The sequence below is a fragment of the Oscillospiraceae bacterium genome (assembly GCA_009780275.1).
In the GTDB taxonomy this organism is placed as follows: Bacteria; Bacillota; Clostridia; order Oscillospirales; family UBA929; genus WRAI01.
The window spans coordinates 23,283-44,370 of sequence record WRAI01000007.1 but is presented as its reverse complement, the minus strand read 5'-3'; the positions used below and the strand labels follow the sequence as shown (position 1 = coordinate 44,370).

Sequence of the window (21,088 nt, the reverse complement as noted above, 5' to 3'; positions counted from 1 at the left end):
CCGATTGAACCGGTGATTTTATTTGCCAAAGCACTATTGCTTAGTAAAGTGTCAAGATTGCGTGTCCACCCTGCATGGCTTGTAAATAAAGACCATCAAAACCCGTATAATATTGAAACTAAGCGACTGTTGCAACCCTTCAATGAGCTGGGCATTGACACTTCAAGCGGAAATGATATTTCTCCTGCGGGTAACGCGCTTACATTCTTGGGTGAATACTTCTCGCCGCCCAAAGACATTAACTTGTCCGTACCATGCGGTCAAATGCCCTACACCAATAGGCTTGACGAGATTGACAGTATTTCAGTTAGTCCAAACGGCGATTTGATGCTTTGCCACTTTCCTGTTGGCAACGTCTACGAGAAAAACGTTTTGGCCATTCTCGACAAGTATGACCCCTATACAATCCCGACAGCGCGCGCGTTGCTGGACGGCGGTGTTGGAAATTTGTTAGCGTATGCCGAAAACCTTGGCGTAACAGTTGATACAAGCGACTGTTATTCAGCTTGCAATGTATGTATGAAAATTATGAAAGTGTTGAGTGAAAACGATGCCTAATATTACAGAGTTATTCACCCAGGCCGATCAAATTCTAGCCCCCCTCTTCGCCCAATTCGACGCCATCAGCACAGCCAACACCGAGCGCGTACTGATTGCATTCGCCAAGCACCGCGTAAGCGATGCCATGTTTGGCGGCACAACGGGTTACGGCTATGATGACGCCGGGCGCACAGCACTCGAAAGCATTTACGCCGATGTATTCGGCGCGGAAACGGCGCTGGTGCGTACGCAATTTGTCAGCGGCACACACGCAATTTCCTGTGCGCTATTTGGGGCAATTAAGCCTAGTGAAACGCTAATCTCGGCGTACGGTGCGCCGTACGACACGTTGCAAGGTGTAATCGCGGGCAATGTTGGCTCGTTTGATACGTTTAATATAGAATACCGCCAAGTTGAGCCATTGGCAGACGGTGCAGTCGACTTCAAGGCACTGGGCGCGGCAATTGACGGTGTTTCGGGCGCAGTGTTAATCCAACGTTCGCGCGGGTACAGCGCGCGCAAGGCGTTGACGATTGACGAAATCGGCGCAATTTGCAGTTTTGTAAAATCGCGCAACCCCGCCATCAATATCGTAGTCGACAATTGTTACGGCGAATTCACCGATACGCGCGAACCCACGCACGTGGGCGCAGATATCGCTGTCGGATCACTAATTAAAAACCCCGGCGGCGGGCTGGCACCGTGCGGTGGATACATTTGCGGACGTGCCGATTTGGTCGAGGCGGCGGCAGCGCGTATGACAGCTCCCGGCATTGCAGGGCATTGCGGGGCGACGTTAGGGCAGAACCGATTGCTGTTTCAAGGGTTCTTTCTTGCGCCGCACACGGTTAATCAAGCCTTGAAAATCAGCGCAGTGGCGGCAGAAGTGCTGTCGTTTCTGGGCTATGACACCTCGCCAACGCGCGACGAGCAGCGCAGTGACATCATCACACGTATTGCGTTCGGCACGGCAGAACCATTGCTTGCGTTTTGCCGCAATATCCAGTACGGTTCGCCGGTTGACAGTTTTGTTACGCCCGAGCCGTGGCCTATGCCGGGCTATGGCTGTGACGTAATTATGGCGGCAGGCACGTTTGTGCAAGGCGCGTCGATTGAACTGTCGTGCGACGCGCCGATTCGTGAGCCGTTTGCGGCGTACTTGCAAGGCGGGTTGACGTATGAATCAGGCAAAATTTGCCTCATGCGGGCGGTGGAGAAGTTATGCGAATCCTAGGCATTGACCCGGGGTTGGGCACGATTGGATTCGGGCTGATTGAGAAGTTTGGGCATGAAAACCGCGCTGTCAAATACGGCGTCATCCGCACCACGCCCGGGCTGCCGCTGGCGACACGATTGCTGACAATTCATAACGATATGACTGAATTGCTGCAAGCGTTAAAGCCCGATGTGATGGCGGTTGAGGAGTTGTTTTTTAACCAAAACATCACAACAGGCATTCAAGTTTCACACGCCCGCGGCATTATCTTACTGGCGGCTGCGGCGGCAATGATTCCCGTGCACGAGTACAACCCGGGCAGCATAAAACTGACGGTCACGGGCTACGGCAAGGCAACCAAGCCGCAGATGATTAAAATGACGCAGCAATTGCTGAAATTGGCAAAAAAACCAACCCCCGACGATGCCGCAGACGCGTTGGCAGTGGCGTTGTGCCACAGTTTCCACGCGCCGATGGTGGCGGCGCTAGAGCGGCAGGGAGAATAATATGAACATCACTTACAACACTACAAAAAAAGACTTGCCCTGCGAGCAGCTGGAAAAATTATTTGTATCCGCGGACTGGTCTGACGGGGCTGACGGTTCGATGACTCAATACTTCAATATGCCGTTTGTAAACTCAACACTAGTTATCTCCGCGTGGGAAGAGGAACGCTTGGTTGGCGCAGTACGGGTATTGAGCGACAAAATAATGCGGTCAATCATTTACGATTTGGTCGTTCACCCTGAATTCCAACGCAAGGGAATCGGCAGCGAACTGGTAAAACGGTGCATTGCGCACTTTCCAAATTCGGAATGGTTGCTTGGGACAACGAAAGACATAGCCGGTTTTTACGAAAGGCTTGGCTTCCAAAAAGCCGCTGTTGGCAATGACGTTTATTTATCAATCCCCTCAATCTATCAACGCGCCGAATAAACATTAAAGGAGACCACATCATGAACTGGGAAACACTAAACATCCAACAATTTACGCAAGCCGTGAAAGACAGCAAGGGCGTATGCCTTGTACCCATTGGCTGCATCGAAAAGCACGGTGACCACCTGCCGCTCGGCACCGACTTGTTCTTTGGCCGCGACGTCTGCTTGCGCGCGGCGGCGATGGAAACGGCGGTCGTGTTTCCATCGTACCCGTTTGGGCAAGTCAGCGAAGTGCGGCATTACATGGGCGCGGTTGCTTTGGAAGCCAACTTGCAAATGGAACTCATGCAAGCCTTGTGCGATGAAATCGCCCGCAATGGGCTGGATAAAATTATATTAGTCTGTTCGCACGGCGGCAATACGCATATGCTGCGCTATTTTGCGCAATCACAGCTGGACAAACGGCGTGATTATACAGTTTATGCGCATATTCCAAACTTTTCGCATGAAATGACCATACATCTCAACGCTAAATACGGTGCACCGCAAGGCGAAGGCGGCGGACACGCTGATATTAACGAAACCGGGTTTATTATGTCGATTTCTGAGTCGCTGGTTGCCATGGAGAACCTGCAAGTCGAGCAAACACAGCCACAAGGCAACCTGAAGCATTTGCACAACGCATATACGGGCCTACATTTCTACGGCGATTACCCGCATCATGTTGCCGGTGACCCTACCGGCGCAACCGCCGAACGCGGCGCGGCATGGCGTGATTTTTTCGTCAATGACTTAGTTGCCACCATACAAAGCATCAAACTCAACGACAATGCTGCCAATTTGCAGCACGAGTTTTTTGATATGGCCGACAAGCCGGGGGCGTAATGCAAAGATGTGCTTTGGCGGGTTGACCTCACCCTGCTATTGTGATATACTTTATGGATTCAGGAACGTGGGCGATTTGGTAATTGCCTTGTAAAGGAGAACCTATTTTTTTCATGGATAACGCATTGATTTCTATTCTGGGCATCAACGTCGGGCAATTTGAGCAAGAAACGCCTGTTGAGCTGATTACCGGCGGGCGCTTTTATAAAGAAGACGGCCGCTATGTCGTTGAGTACAACGAAAGCGAATTGACCGGCATGGACGGCACAACAACGACATTCAATATTGAACCCGAGCGTGTGGAAATGCGTCGCACAGGCGACGTTGTGGCGCAAATGGTTTTTGAAAAAGACCGCAAACATGTTTCGTTTACCGAAACGCCTGTGGGCGCACTGACGGTTGGTGTCTGCGCACGCAAAATTGCGGGCGATTTCGACGACAGCGGTGGTACGCTCAGCTTGGTGTATGACATCGAAGTTGACCACCAAAAGACCGGTACAAATTCGATTTTTGTCAGAGTTAAGGGGGATGTGCTATGCTAAATCTCACGCAACTTGCTTTCGAGCAATGTAAAACAATCATCCAAAACGCTTACGGACAAGCTGTTTCTGACGGCGTATTGCCCGAGGGCGCGGATTTGGGTGGTTGTGAAATCCCCAAAGAGGCAAGCCACGGCGACGTGTCAAGCAATTTCGCACTTGCCGCGGCAAAGGCGTTGAAAATGCCGCCCCGCGCCATCGCACAAGCCATTACCGAACGGCTCAACTTGCAAGGCAGTTATTTCTGCAAAGTCGACATTGCCGGTGCCGGTTTTATCAATTTATTTTACGGCGACGCATGGCGTGAAGTTGTACTGACTGCCATTGCACAAATCGGTGACGATTACGGCAAAAGCAATGCCGGGCAGGGCAAACGTGTGATGGTAGAGTTCGTGTCCGCCAACCCGACCGGCCCGATGACGCTGGGCAACGCACGCGGCGGTGTACTGGGCGACGCACTTTCATCAGTGCTTGAAGCGGCGGGCTACAACGTTTGGCGCGAATTTTATGTCAACGATGCCGGCAATCAAGTTTCCCTACTGGCACAGTCGATTCGTGCGCGCTATATCCAACGCCTCAAAGGTGAGGGTGCCATCATTTTTCCTGAAAAAGGCTATCAAGGCGACGATGTTTGGGATTTGGCCGATGCGTTTATTGCCGAGCACGGCGAAAGCTACCTTGATGTTGACGAAAAAACGGCATTGCACGATATGGTGCAATTCGGGTTGTCGCGCAATACTGCGGCACTTAAACACGATTTGGCGCGGTATCGCATTGAATACAACGAGTGGTTCCATGAGTCATCATTACACAAAAGCGGTTACGTCGCCGAAACACTGAACTTATTGCAGCAAAAGGGCCATCTCTATGAAAAAGACGGTGCAACTTGGTTTAAGTCGAGCCAATTCGGCTGTGACCAAGACTATGTGCTGGTCAAATCGGACGGCAGCTACACTTACTATGCCGTAGACATTGCCTATCACCGCGACAAGCTGGAAAAGCGCGGTTTCGACATGGTAATTGACGTGTTGGGTGCCGACCACCATGGCCACGCCGTCCGTTTTCGTGCCGGCTTGGAAGCATTGGACATTGACGGCAATCGTCTGCAATTTTCACTATATCAACTGGTCAACCTCTTGCGCGACGGCGAAAGCGTGCGTATGTCTAAGCGCACAGGCCGCGCCATACGATTGGCCGACTTGCTCGACGAAATCAGTGTTGACGCAGCTCGGTTCTTTTTTAATAACCGCAGTACCGACACGCATTTGGAATTTGACATGGGGCTTGCCGTGCGCGAGGACAGCGACAATCCTGTGTATTATGTGCAGTATGCGCATGCACGAATTTGCAGCATTATGGATAAGCTGATGGCTGAAAATGAGCAGGCTAACCCCGCCCCTACGATTGATGCTGCACTGCTCACACATGAAACCGAGCTTGCTTTGTTGAAAATCCTGGCCTACTTCCCCGAAGAAATTGCGGGTGCGGCGGAAACACGGCAGCCATACCGCGTCAACCGCTACTTGCTCGACTGCGCGGCGGCGTTTCATAGATTCTACAATGCTTGCCGCATCAAAGACGCCGAACCGGCATTGCGCGATGCACGGCTGGCGTTAGCGAATGCCACGCGGCAAGTGTTGCGCAACGGGTTGGCGTTGTTGAAAGTGAGTGCGCCGGAGAAGATGTAGTTATGGGATTGTTAGAAGTCATTGTTTTATTTTCAAGTGCTATCACTAGTGCTGTTGTTGCCGGAATTGTTGCCCATTTGGCCAATCGAAATGCAAGAGAGGACAACAGATGGCTAACCGCTTTGATTGATATAGCCCAAACTCTTTTGTCTGCTTTGACAATATTGGAGGACTCTAAGCCGCTTAGTGACGAAAATTATACTACACTACGGGACAAGCTCGTTCTGCTTGATATTTATGGGAATAGCGAACAAAGAATATCAGCAAAAATAGCGCTCAAAAGCATAGCTGCCAAACAAAAACCGGACTACTGCGAATTAAACAAGCTCGTCGAGTCCTTAGTCTACACTACCCGATCTTATATATATCCAAACGAGTCTACACATAAACCTAAGCACAAATAAGAACGCACCTGCCGTTGCGACGGCACCCTCTTTGCAAAAGAGGATTGGGAGGATATTACTATGCAACCAACCATCCTAGGCGGCCCTATCGGTACCGCCCTCCAAGCCCAAGGTATGCCATCGGGCGTATGTCCCGAGCAGTGGACAATCGAGCATCCCGAGGCGTTGCGAGCGATTCAGCACGGCTATATCAACGCGGGGGCGCAGCGCATTGCCGCGCCGACGTTTGGTGCAAATGCCATCCGTTTGGGCGAATATGGCTTACAAGATAACGTTGCCGAAATTAACAAGCAACTGGTTGCTATGACAAAACAAAATGTGTCAAACGACACATTAATAGCAGGTAATATGGCATCACTTGGACTATTCACGCCGCCATATGGCGATACTGCCTTTGATGAGCTGATTGCCCTCTATACCACACAAGCACGGGCCTTGCATGAAGCGGGTGTGGATTATTTCTATGTCGAAACGCTGACCGATGTTGTAGAAATGCGGGCGGCGATTCTGGCCATTCAAGATGTAAGCGACAAACCTATTTTTGTCAGTTTCACTTGCAACCAAAAAGGCAAGACGCTGTCGGGGTCGGATATTGAAGCCGCCTTGATGATTGCGCAATCAATGAGCGTGCAAGCCTTCGGGCTAAACTGCATTGCCCTTGACCCGTTGCCTTTGTTTGCACGGTTGCGGTCATACGCAGAAGTGCCGTTACTCTACCTGCCCAACGCGGGCTTGCCCGATGGCGACGGCAATTATCACATTACGCCCGAAGAGCTCACGCACCATCATCGCGAACTGGCAACGCTGGGCGTGCAATACTTCGGTGTATGTTGCGGCGGCACAGCGAAACATATCGCCGGCATCGCCAAAAACTTAAAAGGCACAAAAGTTGCCCCCCCTGCCCCACTACATGACAGCATAACAGCCGACAACCGCGGTGTTTATTCTGTTGACGCACCGGACGGTGACAACTTTACCGTTAACAACCAAGTCGATCTGGCCACGCTGTTGGAAGAGCAGTTTTTCTGGCAAGCCCCTGTGCGACTGAACGCTGCGCCAGAGTGGTATGACGTTGTCAAGCGCGCCTACCACGGCATCCCGCGTTGGACATAATGCGTCATGAAAACCTATGACACATTCGAAGCAAATTATCTACAAAGTGCCAGACATAGACGCCGCATACATTGAATGCCCCTATGATGTTAAAGCCAAATTCGGTAAAGGGCATGTCAAAGTTCACGCCACCTTTGACGATGGGTCTTGTCGAAAATATCGCCAGTCCACTGATGCAAAATATTCTTCGATTGGACGAGTCGGTGGACAAGCTTGCAAAAGACAAGCCGATGGAGAAAATTCTAAGAAGTTAATGAATTTTTGCCGTCATTGTAAATAAAGACTTGACAGATCGCTTTGCATTCTGTACAATGAAATTGTCAGATTTATGTAACCCAAACGTAAAGCACTGTATATTGTGTCGACTATTGATTTCAATGTCATATATTGTTTGAATCCGGTATTTTATGCATGAGCATGGACCCATAGCAGCGTGTCTTATGGTAACCAATGATTGTGAGGTGGGCTTTGTGAAACAACGGCCTTTAGGGAAAACAGCAACAAAAGTATATCAGTTTATTTTGGACTTTTCGGCCACGAATGGCTACCCGCCTACTGTACGCGAAATTTGTGCGGCTGTGCGTTTGCGTTCCCCTTCGACGGCACATACTCATATCAACACATTGATTGATCGCGGGCTCATCTTGCGCGATGACGGCAAGCCGCGGGCCTTAAAACTCCCCGATGGTGCCATGCCCGGTTTCGTGCCGCTTGCCGGCGATGTTACAGCGGGTGAGCCCATTACTGCTATTGAGTCTAAGCGAGGCTTTGTTCGCTATAAACCCGAAACCGATGCCGAACATTTTGCGTTGTTGGTACTTGGTGAATCCATGATTAATGCCGGCATTTTGGACGGTGATTTTGTCATTGTACGCCAACAAAACAACGCCGAAAACGGGCAAATCGTTGTGGCTATGATTGATGGTGAAGCAACCGTGAAACGCTATCAGTCTGATTCGCGCGGCGAATGCTGGCTTTTGCCTGAAAATGACGATTACGAACCCATTGACGGTACAGGATGCGAAATCCTTGGCATTGTCACTGCTTTGGTTCGAGAATATTAGAGGGGTACTAATGATGAATCTTCAAATTTTTCAAAGCTTTCGCGTAAAAATCATTTGCATCGCCACCGCTGTGGCGGCAGTGGCATTAGTTGTCAAGCTGCTGTTTTTACGCAAACGTGTGAGTCACTAAACCTTTACATCGACTACGCTTTTCTTATGCCACATGCGTTTCGCATGTTGGGATTCCTCCTATTTTCTCCAGGACAAAAACCGCTCGCCCCCCGAGCGGTTTTTGTCAGGCTGCGGTTCGCGACAAACCATTTGCTTTGTTTATGAATGTGTGCTATACTCCCCTCATGAGAAATACATATCTAAAAAAACTTCCCTATATTTTTATTATTGGCATTGCGCTGGCTGCGTTTTATGCCTTTCTCGGCAACTGCCCTATCCGTATGATAAGCGGCATCCCCTGCCCTGCCTGCGGCATGACACGCGCTGTTATCGCGCTTTTTACATTGAACTTCTGCGCCTCTTTTTATTACCACCCTTTGGCTATACCTGCCCTCATACTGATTGTATTCCTCCTGTGCAAAAATTCTCTCAATATAAGCAAGAGAGCAAAAGATATTGTTTTAATCACCTCAGGCATCATTGCTTTCATCGTTTATCTTGTGCGTATAATTTTTTTCTATATCCCTTGACAATCGCCATCATTTGTGCTATACTTCCGTTATTCTACAAATAAATGGAGGATTTTATCATGGATCAGCAAAAAGTGGATATGTATATCATGACTAATCAAAAGTATTTCCCCGCCGAGAAAATCATGTACTTAAAAGAAAAGCTCTTGGCAATGCCGGAAGAAAAGTTTACACTTATCTCGACGGTTGAACTGAAAGATCCGACCACACTCTTACTCGTTTCCATCTTCCTAGGCAGTCTGGGCATTGACCGCTTTATGCTTGGCGACACAGGCATGGGCGTATTAAAACTTCTCACATGGGGTGTCTGTGGTATCTTAACCATCATCGACTGGTTCACAATTTCCAAAAAGACCAAAGAACTGAATTTCAACAACCTCACCGCAGTGATTTAACCTAGACGCATAGTACAGGGACGTCTTTCCGGACGTCCCTCTTGCTTTATTGCTAAAGATGTGGTATAATAGCTTGCTATGAGTTTTATGGAGTTAACTTTGATCGCCATCGGGCTTGCGGCGGATGCTTTTGCTGTTGCCGTTTGCCTCGGGCTTTCCATGTTTAAGCCCACTCTAAAGCATATGCTCACTGTGGGGCTGTACTTTGGCGTATTTCAAGCCGGCATGCCGCTTATCGGCTATCTGCTCGGCACACAGTTCTCTCACCATGTGGACGCGTTTGGCTACTGGATTGCTTTTGCCGTACTGGCATTTATCGGCGGTAAGATGATGCTTGCCTGCCGCAAACCTGATTCTTGCACATGCAAAACTGATACCTGTCAATGCGGCACGCTTACGCATGCCGGCATCATTCCGTTGGCTTTTGCCACGAGCATTGATGCGTTGATCGTCGGCGTGTCATTCTCCTTATTGAGGGTTAATATCTTTTCCGCTGTACTGCTAATTGGCATCGTAACATTGGGACTGTCTACGTTAGGATTGAAACTCGGGCGACTGCTCGGCATAAAATTCAAAACAAAAGCCGAGTTTTTTGGCGGTGCGGTGCTGGTGTTGATGGGGCTGCGTATCTTGCTTGGTGGGTTAGGCGTTGTATAGACGCATTCCATCGCTCTGGTAGCATAGGATGCTGCTAGATATCATACAAGTCACTGAATGTTTACATACTTGAATATACTTGAAGGGAGGTGAAATGTGTGAAAAAACTGATTCTGTTGGCTCTGGTGCTGATGCTTGCCATGGCATTCATGGTTGGTTGCGATAACGACGATGTCGAAGACGACCTCCGTGAAGGTGAGCATCGAGTCACAACTGAGTTTGAAGGCATCGTTGATGATGTTGAAGATGGCGCTGAGGACATCGTTGATGGTATTGAAGATGGTGCTGAAGATATCGTTGACGACATTGAAGACGGATACCATGACATCGTTGACGACATCGAAGGTAACGACGACGATAACTAATTAACAACGCAAAAAAGAACCATCTTATTTTGATGGTTCTTTTTAGTAGGATAAAAGTGTAATTGCAAAATGTCTAATGCAGGCATTGAGCATTTGCACTTATTTTTTACAATAAGGGAGTAATTGGTCGGGCGTGGTCTTTTAGGATTAACGCACCCGAAATAAAAACAGTCCGCCACCCCTTGTTGTAAAGGTTCGATTAAGCAGGTTGAAGCTCACATGAGCCTTCGTGTAACTAACCAAAATGAATCGAAATTGGAACAAAAGCGTAAAATTTCTACTAAAAAAATTGCTTGACTTTTCTTTGCAGGTTTTTATTGCTATCGTAACAATGTATTTGTGGGTCACGGTTATCCTACTTCATTACGACAACCAATTCCCCGGCCTTAACCGCCTGCTTCTCCCTAACCAGCACTTGATCAATCACGCCGTCCACTTTACTGACAACGGTCGTTTCCATCTTCATGGCCTCTATAACCGCCAGTACGGCGTTTTTCTTGACTTTATCGCCCGGCTTGACGTTGATTTTGTTGACCGTGCCGGGAATGCTTGCGCCGATTTCCATCGGGTTGTCAGCGTTTGCCATCGTCACAACTGCCGAGGACGCGCTCTGCTTGGCATCGCGCACAACGATTTCACGGCGGTCTCCATTGAGTTCAAAAATCATGTTGCGTTCACCGTCGGCATTGGCTTCACCCACGCTGACCAGCTTAATCATCAACGTTTTTCCATCCTCAATCTTGACCTCAGTAACCTGCCCAACAGCCAATCCATTAAAGAAGACCGATGTCTCCAACACTGATAGGTCAGAATACGCCTTGACATTGGCGCAATAGTCCTTGAACACTTTTGGGTACAAACAATACGCTACCACATCCTGCATGGTTGCATTGGGGCGGAATGCTTGCATTTCTTGCTTTACTTTGTCAAAATCGATGGGTTCAAGCAGCTCGCCCGGGCGGCAAGTAATCGCCGTTTTACCTTTTAACACAACTTCCTGCAGATCTTTGGGAAATCCGCCCTGCGGCTGTCCCATCATGCCTTCAAAGTAGCTCACCACCGAGTCAGGGAAAGCCAAACTCTTGCCTTTTTCCACAATATTGTTGGCATTCAGCTCATTTTGCACCATGAAGATTGCCAAGTCGCCCACCATTTTCGATGACGGCGTGACTTTTACAATATCGCCAAGGATGTCATTAGCCTCTTTGTACTTCTCTTTGACCTCGACAAACCTGTCACCCAAGCCAAAGCTCTCGACCTGCACTTTCAAGTTGGTATACTGCCCGCCGGGGATTTCGTAACGATAAATGTCAGTCGCGGGGGCTTCTAAGCCCTCCTCAAAGTTGGCGTAATACTCGCGCACCACTTCCCAGTATCTTGAAATAGGCAAAATGTCGGCGTCGCGAATGCCCGTGTCGCGTTCTTGCCCCTCCAACGCCGTAACGACAGAGTTCATCGACGGTTGGCTGGTCAACGATGACAGCGATGAAATCGCAGTATCGACAATGTCTACGCCGGCCTCGACGGCTTTGAGCAACGTTGCCACACCGTTGCCGCTGGTATCGTGCGTGTGCAAGTGAATGGGCAGGCCAATCTCACTCTTCAATGCCTTGACCAATTTCTCGGCGGCATAAGGTTTCAGTAAGCCCGACATATCCTTTATGCCGAGAATATGTGCACCCATTTTTTCAAGCTCTTTGGCCATATTGACATAGTATTTCAGGTCATATTTGTCGCGGCTGTCATCGGAAATGTCACCGGTGTAGCAAATATAGCCCTCGGCAACCTTGCCAGCTTTGACGACCTCCTCAATGGACAATTGCACGTTGGGCAACCAGTTAAGCGAATCGAAGACACGGAAGACATCAACACCCGCCGTTGCTGCCTCTTGGATAAACTGCTTGATGACATTGTCGGGATAGCTCGTGTAGCCCACGGCATTGGCACCGCGAAAGAGCATCATAAATGGAATGTTAGGGATTTTCTCACGCAAAATCGCCAAACGCTCCCACGGTGACTCGTGCAAGTAGCGGTACGCCAAATCAAACGTCGCCCCGCCCCACATTTCGAGCGCAAAAGCATCGGACAGCGCGTGCGACATATACTCGGCAATGCTCGCCATGTCGCGGGTACGAATACGCGTCGCCAACAGCGATTGATGAGCATCACGCAACGTCGTGTCGGAAATCAACACGTTCTTACTATCCAAGCAAAAATCACGCACGGCATCTGCGCCCTTTTCATCCAAGAGCTGTTTCAAGCCCGGTTTCGGTGCACCTGAGGCTGTGGGAATCGGCGGTGCAGGCGGTGCAGAGGGTATACCTTTTCCATTGACGATTGTGTTGCCGATATAATTCAATACCTTCGTACCACGGTCCTGCGGCTCTGGGAATTCGTATAGCGATGGGGTGTCGTCAATAAATGTCACGTTGCAGTCCAAATATTCGAACTTCGGGTGCGCCAAAATATTTTGCAGAAAGCGTATATTTGTCTTAATGCCGCGAATCCGCATCTCACTCAACAAACGTATCGCCTTGCGTGTCGCGCCTTTGAAAGTGCGGTCAAAGGTTATGGCTTTGACCAGCAAGCTGTCATAATACGGCGACACTTCCGCACCTGTATAGGTGTTGCCGGCATCTAGCCGTACACCGTATCCGCCGCCGGAGCGATAGACGCTGATTTTGCCGATGTCAGGCGAAAAGTTGTTTTGCGGATCTTCGGTCGTCACGCGGCACTGAATCGACACGCCGCGCATTTGAATGGACTCCTGGGTGGGAATGTCAATCAATTCCGAATCAAGTCTATGCCCTTCTGCCACGTGGATTTGTGCCTGCACCAAGTCAATGCCGGTAATCACTTCGGTAATAGTATGCTCAACCTGAATACGCGGGTTGACCTCGATGAAGTAATGATTATTTTCCTTGTCCACTAAGAATTCAAACGTACCCAGCGCCACATAATCAACATGATGGGCAATCTTGACGGCATCGTCATAAAGTGCTTGCTTGACTTTCTCATCCAATGACACAGCCGGCGCGACCTCAATGACTTTTTGATAGCGGCGCTGCAACGAACAGTCACGCTCGAAAAGGTGAACGACGTTGCCATGCTTATCAGCCAAAATTTGAATCTCAATATGCTTCGGCTCAACAAGATACTTCTCCATGAAAATATCGCCGTTGCCAAAGGCTTTGAGTGCCTCATTCTGCACCAGCGGGAACGCCGCTTTCAACTCTTCGGCATTGTTAACCCGACGCATACCCTTGCCGCCGCCACCGGCCGCCGCTTTCAAAATGACAGGATATTTATACTGCGCCGCTTTGGCAAGCGCATCATCCATATCGGCTAGTGGATTTTCCGAACCAGGAATGGTCGGCACACCGCAGGCCTTGGCGATTTCTTTAGCGTTGAGCTTGTCGCCCATTTTATCCAGCACCGTTGAGGGCGGACCAATAAAAATAATGCCGTTTTCTTCGCAGGCTCTCGCAAAATTGGCGTTCTCCGACAGGAATCCGTAGCCGGGGTGAATGGCATCGACCTCTTTTTCCTTTGCCAGTTTAATAATCGCGTCAATGTCCAAGTACGCACCCAACGGCGTCTTGTCCTGCCCGATTAAGTACGACTCGTCCGCCTTAGTGCGAAACGAGTTGTAAGTATCCTCCTTAGAGTAAATCGCAACTGTGCTCAGCCCCAACTCATTGCAGGCCCGGAATACACGGATGGCAATTTCACCACGGTTGGCAACAAGTACCTTTTTAATCTTCTTCATGATGGCATCTTACCTCATACTTTCATTAAATCCCCCGCATGGCATACGAAGACATTTTTCGTAGTATACCACATCGAAAACAAAAATGCAAGACATCGAGTCGAAACTTGCAAAAAAATTTGAAACGCCGAGTAGGCGGCCGTTGATTTTGGAGGCGGCGGGCCAGGGGATGATCTGACATAGCCTACAAAAAATCAGCAAACAACCACTGTACACAAGGCGCAACACCCAAGAAGTGCCGAACTGCCCACTCACAACATCTGCGAAATATCCTGCATGACACTTGCATTTTCTCCACCGTTGCCGTATACTATCATCATGAAAACAAAACACCAAGTCCTCGCCCAGCTCGAACAGCATCGCGGGCAACACATTTCCGGAGAAACTCTTGCCGCACGGCTTTTTATCAGCCGCAATGCCGTTTGGAAAGCCATCCGCGAACTCAAGAAGGACGGTCACCACATTGACGCCGTCACAAAAAAAGGCTATTGCCTGTGCCTGGACAATGACATTTTGTCGGCACAGGGCATTCAGCCTTTTTTGGCGCACCAAGACTTACCTATCTTTGTGCATGAATCACTCGAATCAACCAACAAGACCGCCAAAGAACTTGCTCTTGACGGCGCAAGCCACGGCACGCTCGTTGTCGCAGGCGCACAAACGGCGGGCAAAGGCCGATATGGCCGCGCGTTTTTCTCAGCCCACGGCATATACATGAGCTTGATTTTGCGGCCCTCACAGCTGTGGCTATCTACACCGACACTGGTAACAGCCTATGCTGCTATTGCCGTTTGCGAGATGATTGAGGCTTTATTGCCCGCGCTCACTCCCACCATCAAGTGGGTCAACGATATTTTAATCGATGGAAAAAAAGTCTGTGGTATCCTGACCGAGGGCGTTGCCGACCTCGAGAGCGGGCAAATCGGCTGGATTGTCGTCGGCATCGGCATCAACGTCAACACACCGGAATTCCCAAATGAATTGCAGGCCATCGCAGATAGTATTCACACCGACATTCCGCGCAACCGCATTGTCGCCGATATAACAAACCGCTTGTTAAAGCTGGAAACGCCGCAAACGTTTAGTGAGCAAGATTTGTTGGCACAATACAAACAACGTATGCCGCTACTGGGAGAAATTATCACTGTCCACGCGCCCACAGAAGTATATGACGCACTTGCCGTCGATGTTGATGACAGCGGGCGACTGGTTGTCAAGAAAACCAACGGCGAAATCGTCACGCTATTATCGGGCGAAGTGTCTGTACGAACTACAGCATAAGGAGACAGCATATAGATGAACAGAACCAACGAACAAAAAGCCATGCGCGTATCGGCCGTTGGCATAGCATTTGACATTCTTATTCTCACGCCACTAAAGCTCATCGCCGGCATTGTCGGTGGGTCTACTGCCATGCTTGCCGATGCCGCGCATTCGTTATCGGACATGCTGACCACAGTCATCGCTATGATTGGCGTCAAACTAGCCAACCGCAAAGCCGACAAAAGTCACCCTTACGGCCATGAGCGCTTTGAGTGTGTAGCGGCCATTCTTGTGTCTATTGCGCTTGCTGTAACAGGTATAGGCATAGGTTGGACCGGCATTCGGCATATTGTTTCCGTCGATTTATCCGATGGCATTGACATGGGCACGCCGGGCTTGATTGCCTTAATTGCAGCGGCTGCTACCATCATCGTCACGGAGGGTATGTTTTGGTACAAGCGCCGTGTGGCAAAGAGCATCAACTCCGGCGCACTGATGGCCGATGCATGGCATCACCGTGCCGATGCCCTCTCCTCAGTTGCCAGCTTTATCGGCGTTTTTATTGCGCGACAAGGATTCCCCATCTTCGACCCGCTTGCAGCAATCGTTATTTGTCCGCTTATCTTGAAAGCAGCGCTTGACATATTTCGCGACGCCTTAGGCAAAATGACCGACAAAGCGTGCGACGAAGCAACCGAGCAACAAATGCGCGATGTGATTGACGCATTCGACAAAGTGCGCGGCATTGACGAACTCAAAACACGCCTCTTTGGGGATAAAATCTATGTCGACGTAGAAATCAGCATCGATGGTGAACATACCCTGCACGAAAGCCATGCCGTCGCACAGGATGTGCATGACGCTATCGAAGCGACATTTTCTGCGGTCAAACATTGCATGGTGCATGTAAATCCCCATGCCACAAACATCGCGGGAACTCCGATAAGCACGGCACAATTGCCGCCGGACTAGCCGGCGACGATATAAGCGTCGTGCAGGGTATGCTTCCCCCTACTCCGAATCTCTCCCGTATATCACTGCACAAATTGCCGCTGTCAGTGGCATTGTGAGCAATATGCCCAAACTACCGATCAAAGCTTGCAGCAACTCGACAACAATCATTTCCAAATTAAACAACTCGAGATATGATGCGGCATTAGCAACAATAATTAAAATCACAGCTAACGAGCTGCCAATGTACGCCAACACTAGTGTGTTGGTCATTGACCCCATCACGTCACGCCCGATGTTTATACCCGATTTGAACAGGCTTCTCGCGCCCATTTCGGGTGCGTTTTCTTTTAACTCCCACAACGACGAGGCAATCGAAACGGCAACGTCCATAATCGCGCCGACGGCACCAATGACAATGCCGGCAAAAATAATGGCTCGTAAATCAATGTTCATCCATTGCAGATGCATAGCATCATCAGTGCCCGTGCCTGTGAGGCGCAGCGCTCCGCTCATCAGCAACACCAACAACCCTGCAACAACGACACCGCCAAGGCACCCGGCAATCGCAGCAAGAGATTTTCGGCCAATGCCGTGAATAATTAACAATCCAAACACAATGACATACAGACAAACCAACACTGTCCAAACATACACATGGCCGCCCGATAGAATGGCGGGAATAAATACCATGAAGATAATGGCCACTGTCAACGCAAGTGATACTAAGGCATTTAACCCTTTCATTCGCCCGAATAATAGAAGCAACAAAGCAAATATGCCGCCCAAAACAAGAATGCCATTGATACGCTGGTGGGCATAAAAGTGCCATTCAAGCGGCATATCCGGGTCGTCAAATTGCGGATCGGGCGGGCTAAGCACGCCGATAATCACGCGGTCGCCAACGGCAACCAGTGTGCTTTCATCATCATAATGCATATCAATCGACTGCTGCACGATCACAGTTTCGCCGCGACGCCCACCATGCGTAATGCGTGCCTCAAAAATCAAAGTGCGCCAACTACCAAACTCATCATCATATTCACCTTCGTTAATAACAGCAACCACCCGCGCCCGCTCGGTAATGGCATTCTCGTCACGCTGCGCCAAATCCAAATTACGCACGGCAATACGATTGCCCACAACGAGCAAAATGACGGCAACAGCAATAATGGCAACACGAATGATAATATCGCGTGTATGGTTCAACTTTGTTTCTGAGGGTTTACTGTACATGATGACAATCTCCTGATATGTCTAAAATATGTTCCATTAAACTGACAATTATAGGTGAGTTTACTCTCCATAACAGTCGTTGTTTGGTTTACTCATCATACATGCACAGAGTTATTTTGTCAAGATTTATCACTCTGTTTTGACTTTGCATTATGTCGCAAGTTGTGTTATACTTGTACAATAAGAATGTAGGTAAGAAGGATAACACATGCAGCGTGATATGACCACCGGCAAGGAATGGAAGCACATCCTCTTCTTCGCCGTGCCTGTAATGCTCGGCAACATTATTCAGCAACTGTACAGTATTTTCGACGGCATTGTCGTCGGCAATTTTGTCAGCGAAGAAGCCCTTTCGTCCATCAGTACGTCAGCGCCGCTAATTATTCTTTTTTTAGCGTTGTCAATTGGATTGGCAATGGGCAGTGGCATCATTGTATCGCAAAAGTTCGGCGCAAAGCAACTCGATGATATGCGCGCGACAGTTTCGACGGTATTGCTGCTCGGCACAGTGACTGGCGTGTTTCTGAGCGCGGTGGGCTTTGTTTTGACGCCCATATTATTGCGCCATATGCTGGGTGTGCCGCCTGAGATTTTAGATATGGCGATTCTCTATCTGCGCACTATAGCAGCAAGCCTTGTGTTTCTATTTATTTTCAACACCATTGCCTCAATTTTGCGCGCCATCGGCAACGCCAAAGTTACGTTGTATTTTTTGATTGCCACCACGGTCTTCAATGTAATTTTAACACTGTTTGCCGTTGTCATTATGGGTTGGGGCGTTGCCGGTGCAGGCGTCTCAACGTTGCTCTCCAAAATGTTCTCGGCAGTCATTGCCTACATTTATATGGTGAAAAAATATGAGTATCTGCGGCCCGTACGCGCCTTTGATATTCTTGTCTGCAAACGAGCACTGCGGCTGAGCCTGCCCATCGGCGTGCAGCATAGTGTGCTTGCCATAGCATACATGGCAATGGGGCGGCTTGTCAATTCGTTTGAGGTTTTCGGCATTGCAAGTTATGCCGTTGCCATGCGCATTGACGGTTTTGTTTTTATTATCATGCTTTCCTTTAACAACAGTATGACAACCTTTGCTGGACAGAATATCGGCGCAGGCCGCCTCGACCGTGTCAAGAAAGGCTTTGTACAAACACAAGGCATGGCTACAGGCGCGGGCATTGTCATGGCGGCGGGCTTGTTTATCTTTGCGCCGGTACTTGTCGGATTATTTGGCTTGACGGGTGAAGCGATGGCGCGGAGCGTAGAGCAAATTCGCTTTGTCGCGCCGTGGCTGATATTACTCACACCATCGCTCATTGTTAACGGCACACTTAAAGGCGCCGGCGATGTCATGTTCCCCACCGTTGCGACAACGCTTGACTTAATTGTGCGCGTTGGTTTGGCTTACGCATTTGTATATTGGGGTGTATTGGGCTACAGCGCCGCGTGGGTAACAATGCCGGTTGGCTGGGCATTATTGTTGCCGCTGACGTTATGGCGGTATCATAGTGGCAAATGGAAAACAATGCGCGTATAAAACTTGCGATAACAACGGCGCTATGTTATAATGAATGCAATATAATTAATAAATGGAGGTATTCCTCATGCCAAAAAAATTCATGACAGCTTTGCTTGCCTTCGCTCTGCTCACCCTGCCCATTACGTTGGTGGCTTGCGGCGACAACGACGGCAATGTCGTTGACCCGCCTGACAACACCGAAACGCTGGCTGCTTTCGCCGCATATTCCGACATCATGTCGCGTATGACAGTCGGTGACGGGCAGTCGGGCGCTGTTGACGTGGATTTTACCATGGACGTGGAGGTTATAGCGCAAGGACAGACCATCAATATGACTACCAACGGCAACAGCATTACAATTGCCGACGGCAATGATATCCACAGCGCCATGGTGATGGAAATGGATATGGGATTCACTACAACGACCATGGAGATGTACATGGAAATCAACGCCGACGGCGTTACGGCGATGAGTATATTGATTGATGGTGTGGAAATGGGTGAAATGTTTTCTCAAAAGGAATTCGACGATATCTTGGATAGTGCCGTCAATATGCCCGAGCTTACCTTAAATATGTTCCTTTCGGCCACAATCGAAGAATCGGGCGATCATACAGTCATGCGCGCTGTGCTGGCAGGGCAAGCCCTCACCGATTTCTTTATGTCATCCATGGATGGCATGACAGATATGTTGGGCGAAGTTGACGATTTTTCCATGGATATTGACGATGTTTATTTGACAATCGTTGCCGATTCTGACAACAACCCGTTGTCAATGACAATGGATATGGCCATGAATATCACGGCCGAGGGCGAAACAGTAAAAATGCGCATGGAGACGCTCCATACATTCAACGCGTTTGGTGATGATGTTGAGATTCCTGTTGGGTTGGGGTGATTTGTCAGTACAAACAAAGAGCGTACCGAGCCGCTAAGATAGCGGCTCGGTATTGTTTTTTATATCGTTGCCCGAGCAAACAAAACACGGCATGAATTGTTGCGACATTGAAGTTTGTTTTCCATTATACTTTAACGTGAAAGGAGGGGATGATTTTGGATTGGCTTACACGCATGAATGCAGCCCTTGCATATGTGGAGGATAACTTGATTGGCGAAATCGATTATGAGATACTGGCACGGATCGCCTGTTGCTCTTCACACAACTTTTTTAGAATGTTTTCACTTATCACTGATGTTTCACTCTCCGAATATATTCGTCGAAGACGGCTGACGCTTGCCGCACTTGAACTGCAAAACAGCAACACAAAAGTCATTGATTTAGCGATGAAATTCGGCTATGATTCGCCGGTTTCCTTTTCGCGTGCGTTTCAAGCGCTGCACGGCGTCACACCAACGGAAGCGCGCGCCGACGGTGTGACGCTCAAAGCCTATCCCAAGCTCTCCTTCCAAATTTCAATTAAAGGAGAAAAAGGCATGGATTATCGTATCGAAACAAAAGAGGCTTTTCAAGTTTTCGGCATCGAGGGCATTTTTAAGCTAGATGGGAGCGGGATTTCTCCCAAAACGCCCAGCGAGCTATGGGATAAATGCCATGAGGACGGCGCATATGAGAAATTAGTGCAGGATGCGGGAGAGTTGCCTGCATTTATCAAAGGAGACTTCTGTAAAGTACACGCAGTATGCAGTTACAAGGAGACAACTGCCGATTCTTTCCCCTATATGTTGTGTGCGTTCCGCAGCCCAAGCAGTTGCGTTGACGGCTATGCTGTTGTGGATATCCCCGCCCACACATGGGCTGTCTTTCTGTCGGATAAGTTTATTTGGGACGATATTGGCACAGTCATTGAGTCGCTGTATAAACGTGTTTTTTCCGAATGGCTTCCTACAACAGGCTACGAGCAGGTTGGTGATTTAGATATGGAACTTTACGGCGGCGACAATGAGTTTGGCACAATTGAACTTTGGGTTGCGGTAAAGAAGAAGTAGTTAAAACCAAATCGTTTCTAT

At 49.1% G+C, this 21,088-nt stretch carries 20 protein-coding genes and 2 pseudogenes; 20 read left to right on the top strand and 2 right to left on the bottom strand.

The window, feature by feature from the left end:
- Positions 1-57: 57 nt before the first annotated feature.
- The 15 genes and pseudogenes from FWE06_03515 (at position 58) to FWE06_03445 (ending at position 10,385) form a co-directional block, all read left to right on the top strand.
- Positions 58-558: a hypothetical protein gene (locus FWE06_03515; GenBank protein ID MCL2546249.1), complete on the top strand. Its 501-nt coding sequence runs from the start codon at positions 58-60 to the stop codon at positions 556-558.
- A complete protein-coding gene (locus FWE06_03510; protein MCL2546248.1) occupies positions 551-1,774 on the top strand; it encodes a methionine gamma-lyase family protein in 1,224 nt (407 codons plus the stop codon). Before FWE06_03515 ends, FWE06_03510 begins: the two co-directional genes overlap by 8 nt.
- Complete coding sequence (ruvC, locus tag FWE06_03505) at positions 1,762-2,262, top strand: crossover junction endodeoxyribonuclease RuvC (GenBank protein ID MCL2546247.1); 501 nt, start codon at positions 1,762-1,764, stop codon at positions 2,260-2,262. The genes FWE06_03510 and ruvC overlap by 13 nt, the downstream gene beginning before the upstream one ends.
- A gap of 1 nt (position 2,263) precedes the next feature.
- Positions 2,264-2,692, top strand: coding sequence for a GNAT family N-acetyltransferase (locus FWE06_03500; protein ID MCL2546246.1), 429 nt, complete (start codon positions 2,264-2,266; stop codon positions 2,690-2,692).
- A 20-nt stretch (positions 2,693-2,712) separates the two neighbouring features.
- Complete coding sequence (locus FWE06_03495; protein MCL2546245.1) at positions 2,713-3,519, top strand: creatininase family protein; 807 nt, start codon at positions 2,713-2,715, stop codon at positions 3,517-3,519.
- Between the two features lie 113 nt (positions 3,520-3,632).
- The gene (locus FWE06_03490; GenBank protein MCL2546244.1) at positions 3,633-4,061 is read left to right on the top strand and encodes a DUF1934 domain-containing protein; all 429 of its coding nucleotides are present in this window, start codon (positions 3,633-3,635) and stop codon (positions 4,059-4,061) included.
- Positions 4,055-5,746 (top strand): arginine--tRNA ligase, encoded by a 1,692-nt coding sequence (gene argS / locus FWE06_03485; protein MCL2546243.1) that lies wholly within the window; start codon positions 4,055-4,057, stop codon positions 5,744-5,746. Before FWE06_03490 ends, argS begins: the two co-directional genes overlap by 7 nt.
- 2 nt (positions 5,747-5,748) lie before the next feature.
- Positions 5,749-6,150, top strand: coding sequence for a hypothetical protein (locus FWE06_03480; protein ID MCL2546242.1), 402 nt, complete (start codon positions 5,749-5,751; stop codon positions 6,148-6,150).
- Positions 6,151-6,210: 60 nt separating this feature from the next.
- A complete protein-coding gene (locus FWE06_03475) occupies positions 6,211-7,263 on the top strand; it encodes a homocysteine S-methyltransferase family protein (GenBank protein ID MCL2546241.1) in 1,053 nt (350 codons plus the stop codon).
- A 16-nt stretch (positions 7,264-7,279) separates the two neighbouring features.
- Positions 7,280-7,402 (top strand): annotated as a pseudogene (locus FWE06_03470) (DUF1905 domain-containing protein).
- 10 nt (positions 7,403-7,412) lie between these two features.
- A pseudogene (locus FWE06_03465) lies at positions 7,413-7,517 on the top strand (DUF2200 domain-containing protein).
- 216 nt (positions 7,518-7,733) lie between these two features.
- A complete protein-coding gene (gene lexA / locus FWE06_03460) occupies positions 7,734-8,327 on the top strand; it encodes a transcriptional repressor LexA (protein ID MCL2546240.1) in 594 nt (197 codons plus the stop codon).
- Between the two features lie 700 nt (positions 8,328-9,027).
- The gene (locus FWE06_03455) at positions 9,028-9,363 is read left to right on the top strand and encodes a TM2 domain-containing protein (protein MCL2546239.1); all 336 of its coding nucleotides are present in this window, start codon (positions 9,028-9,030) and stop codon (positions 9,361-9,363) included.
- A gap of 78 nt (positions 9,364-9,441) precedes the next feature.
- Entirely contained in the window at positions 9,442-10,020 is a 579-nt protein-coding gene (locus FWE06_03450) for a manganese efflux pump MntP family protein (GenBank protein ID MCL2546238.1), read from the top strand.
- Between the two features lie 98 nt (positions 10,021-10,118).
- A complete protein-coding gene (locus tag FWE06_03445; GenBank protein MCL2546237.1) occupies positions 10,119-10,385 on the top strand; it encodes a hypothetical protein in 267 nt (88 codons plus the stop codon).
- Positions 10,386-10,740: 355 nt separating this feature from the next.
- On the opposite strand, the gene FWE06_03440 is transcribed toward FWE06_03445, so the two are convergent.
- Positions 10,741-14,154 carry a pyruvate carboxylase gene (locus FWE06_03440; GenBank protein MCL2546236.1) on the bottom strand — a complete coding sequence of 1,138 codons (3,414 nt, stop codon included), beginning with the start codon at positions 14,152-14,154 and terminating at the stop codon, positions 10,741-10,743.
- Between the two features lie 318 nt (positions 14,155-14,472).
- Between FWE06_03440 and FWE06_03435 the strand changes: the two genes are divergently transcribed.
- Both FWE06_03435 and FWE06_03430 read left to right on the top strand, forming a co-directional pair.
- A complete protein-coding gene (locus FWE06_03435) occupies positions 14,473-15,435 on the top strand; it encodes a biotin--[acetyl-CoA-carboxylase] ligase (protein MCL2546235.1) in 963 nt (320 codons plus the stop codon).
- Positions 15,436-15,450: 15 nt separating this feature from the next.
- Positions 15,451-16,389, top strand: a complete 939-nt coding sequence (locus tag FWE06_03430) for a cation diffusion facilitator family transporter (protein ID MCL2546234.1) — start codon at positions 15,451-15,453, stop codon at positions 16,387-16,389.
- Positions 16,390-16,428: 39 nt separating this feature from the next.
- On the opposite strand, the gene FWE06_03425 is transcribed toward FWE06_03430, so the two are convergent.
- The gene (locus tag FWE06_03425; GenBank protein MCL2546233.1) at positions 16,429-17,604 is read right to left on the bottom strand and encodes a YibE/F family protein; all 1,176 of its coding nucleotides are present in this window, start codon (positions 17,602-17,604) and stop codon (positions 16,429-16,431) included.
- A gap of 208 nt (positions 17,605-17,812) precedes the next feature.
- On the opposite strand from FWE06_03425, the gene FWE06_03420 reads away from it, so the two are divergent.
- The 3 genes from FWE06_03420 (at position 17,813) to FWE06_03410 (ending at position 21,067) form a co-directional block, all read left to right on the top strand.
- Positions 17,813-19,138, top strand: coding sequence for an MATE family efflux transporter (locus FWE06_03420; GenBank protein ID MCL2546232.1), 1,326 nt, complete (start codon positions 17,813-17,815; stop codon positions 19,136-19,138).
- Positions 19,139-19,205: 67 nt separating this feature from the next.
- Positions 19,206-20,018, top strand: a complete 813-nt coding sequence (locus FWE06_03415; protein MCL2546231.1) for a hypothetical protein — start codon at positions 19,206-19,208, stop codon at positions 20,016-20,018.
- A gap of 155 nt (positions 20,019-20,173) precedes the next feature.
- Complete coding sequence (locus FWE06_03410; GenBank protein MCL2546230.1) at positions 20,174-21,067, top strand: AraC family transcriptional regulator; 894 nt, start codon at positions 20,174-20,176, stop codon at positions 21,065-21,067.
- Positions 21,068-21,088: the final 21 nt, after the last annotated feature.

Excerpts from the sequence above, each read along its gene's own strand:
- FWE06_03455 (MCL2546239.1), top strand. The coding sequence starts at position 9,028 with ATGGATCAGCAAAAAGTGGATATGTATATCATGACTAATCAAAAGTAT.
- FWE06_03420 (MCL2546232.1), top strand. The coding sequence starts at position 17,813 with ATGCAGCGTGATATGACCACCGGCAAGGAATGGAAGCACATCCTCTTC.
- FWE06_03480 (MCL2546242.1), top strand. The coding sequence starts at position 5,749 with ATGGGATTGTTAGAAGTCATTGTTTTATTTTCAAGTGCTATCACTAGT.
- FWE06_03500 (MCL2546246.1), top strand. The coding sequence starts at position 2,264 with ATGAACATCACTTACAACACTACAAAAAAAGACTTGCCCTGCGAGCAG.
- FWE06_03440 (MCL2546236.1), bottom strand. The coding sequence starts at position 14,154 with ATGAAGAAGATTAAAAAGGTACTTGTTGCCAACCGTGGTGAAATTGCC.
- FWE06_03430 (MCL2546234.1), top strand. The coding sequence starts at position 15,451 with ATGAACAGAACCAACGAACAAAAAGCCATGCGCGTATCGGCCGTTGGC.
- argS (MCL2546243.1), top strand. The coding sequence starts at position 4,055 with ATGCTAAATCTCACGCAACTTGCTTTCGAGCAATGTAAAACAATCATC.
- FWE06_03425 (MCL2546233.1), bottom strand. The coding sequence starts at position 17,604 with ATGTACAGTAAACCCTCAGAAACAAAGTTGAACCATACACGCGATATT.
- FWE06_03450 (MCL2546238.1), top strand. The coding sequence starts at position 9,442 with ATGAGTTTTATGGAGTTAACTTTGATCGCCATCGGGCTTGCGGCGGAT.
- FWE06_03510 (MCL2546248.1), top strand. The coding sequence starts at position 551 with ATGCCTAATATTACAGAGTTATTCACCCAGGCCGATCAAATTCTAGCC.
- FWE06_03415 (MCL2546231.1), top strand. The coding sequence starts at position 19,206 with ATGCCAAAAAAATTCATGACAGCTTTGCTTGCCTTCGCTCTGCTCACC.
- FWE06_03495 (MCL2546245.1), top strand. The coding sequence starts at position 2,713 with ATGAACTGGGAAACACTAAACATCCAACAATTTACGCAAGCCGTGAAA.
- FWE06_03475 (MCL2546241.1), top strand. The coding sequence starts at position 6,211 with ATGCAACCAACCATCCTAGGCGGCCCTATCGGTACCGCCCTCCAAGCC.
- ruvC (MCL2546247.1), top strand. The coding sequence starts at position 1,762 with ATGCGAATCCTAGGCATTGACCCGGGGTTGGGCACGATTGGATTCGGG.
- FWE06_03435 (MCL2546235.1), top strand. The coding sequence starts at position 14,473 with ATGAAAACAAAACACCAAGTCCTCGCCCAGCTCGAACAGCATCGCGGG.
- FWE06_03490 (MCL2546244.1), top strand. The coding sequence starts at position 3,633 with ATGGATAACGCATTGATTTCTATTCTGGGCATCAACGTCGGGCAATTT.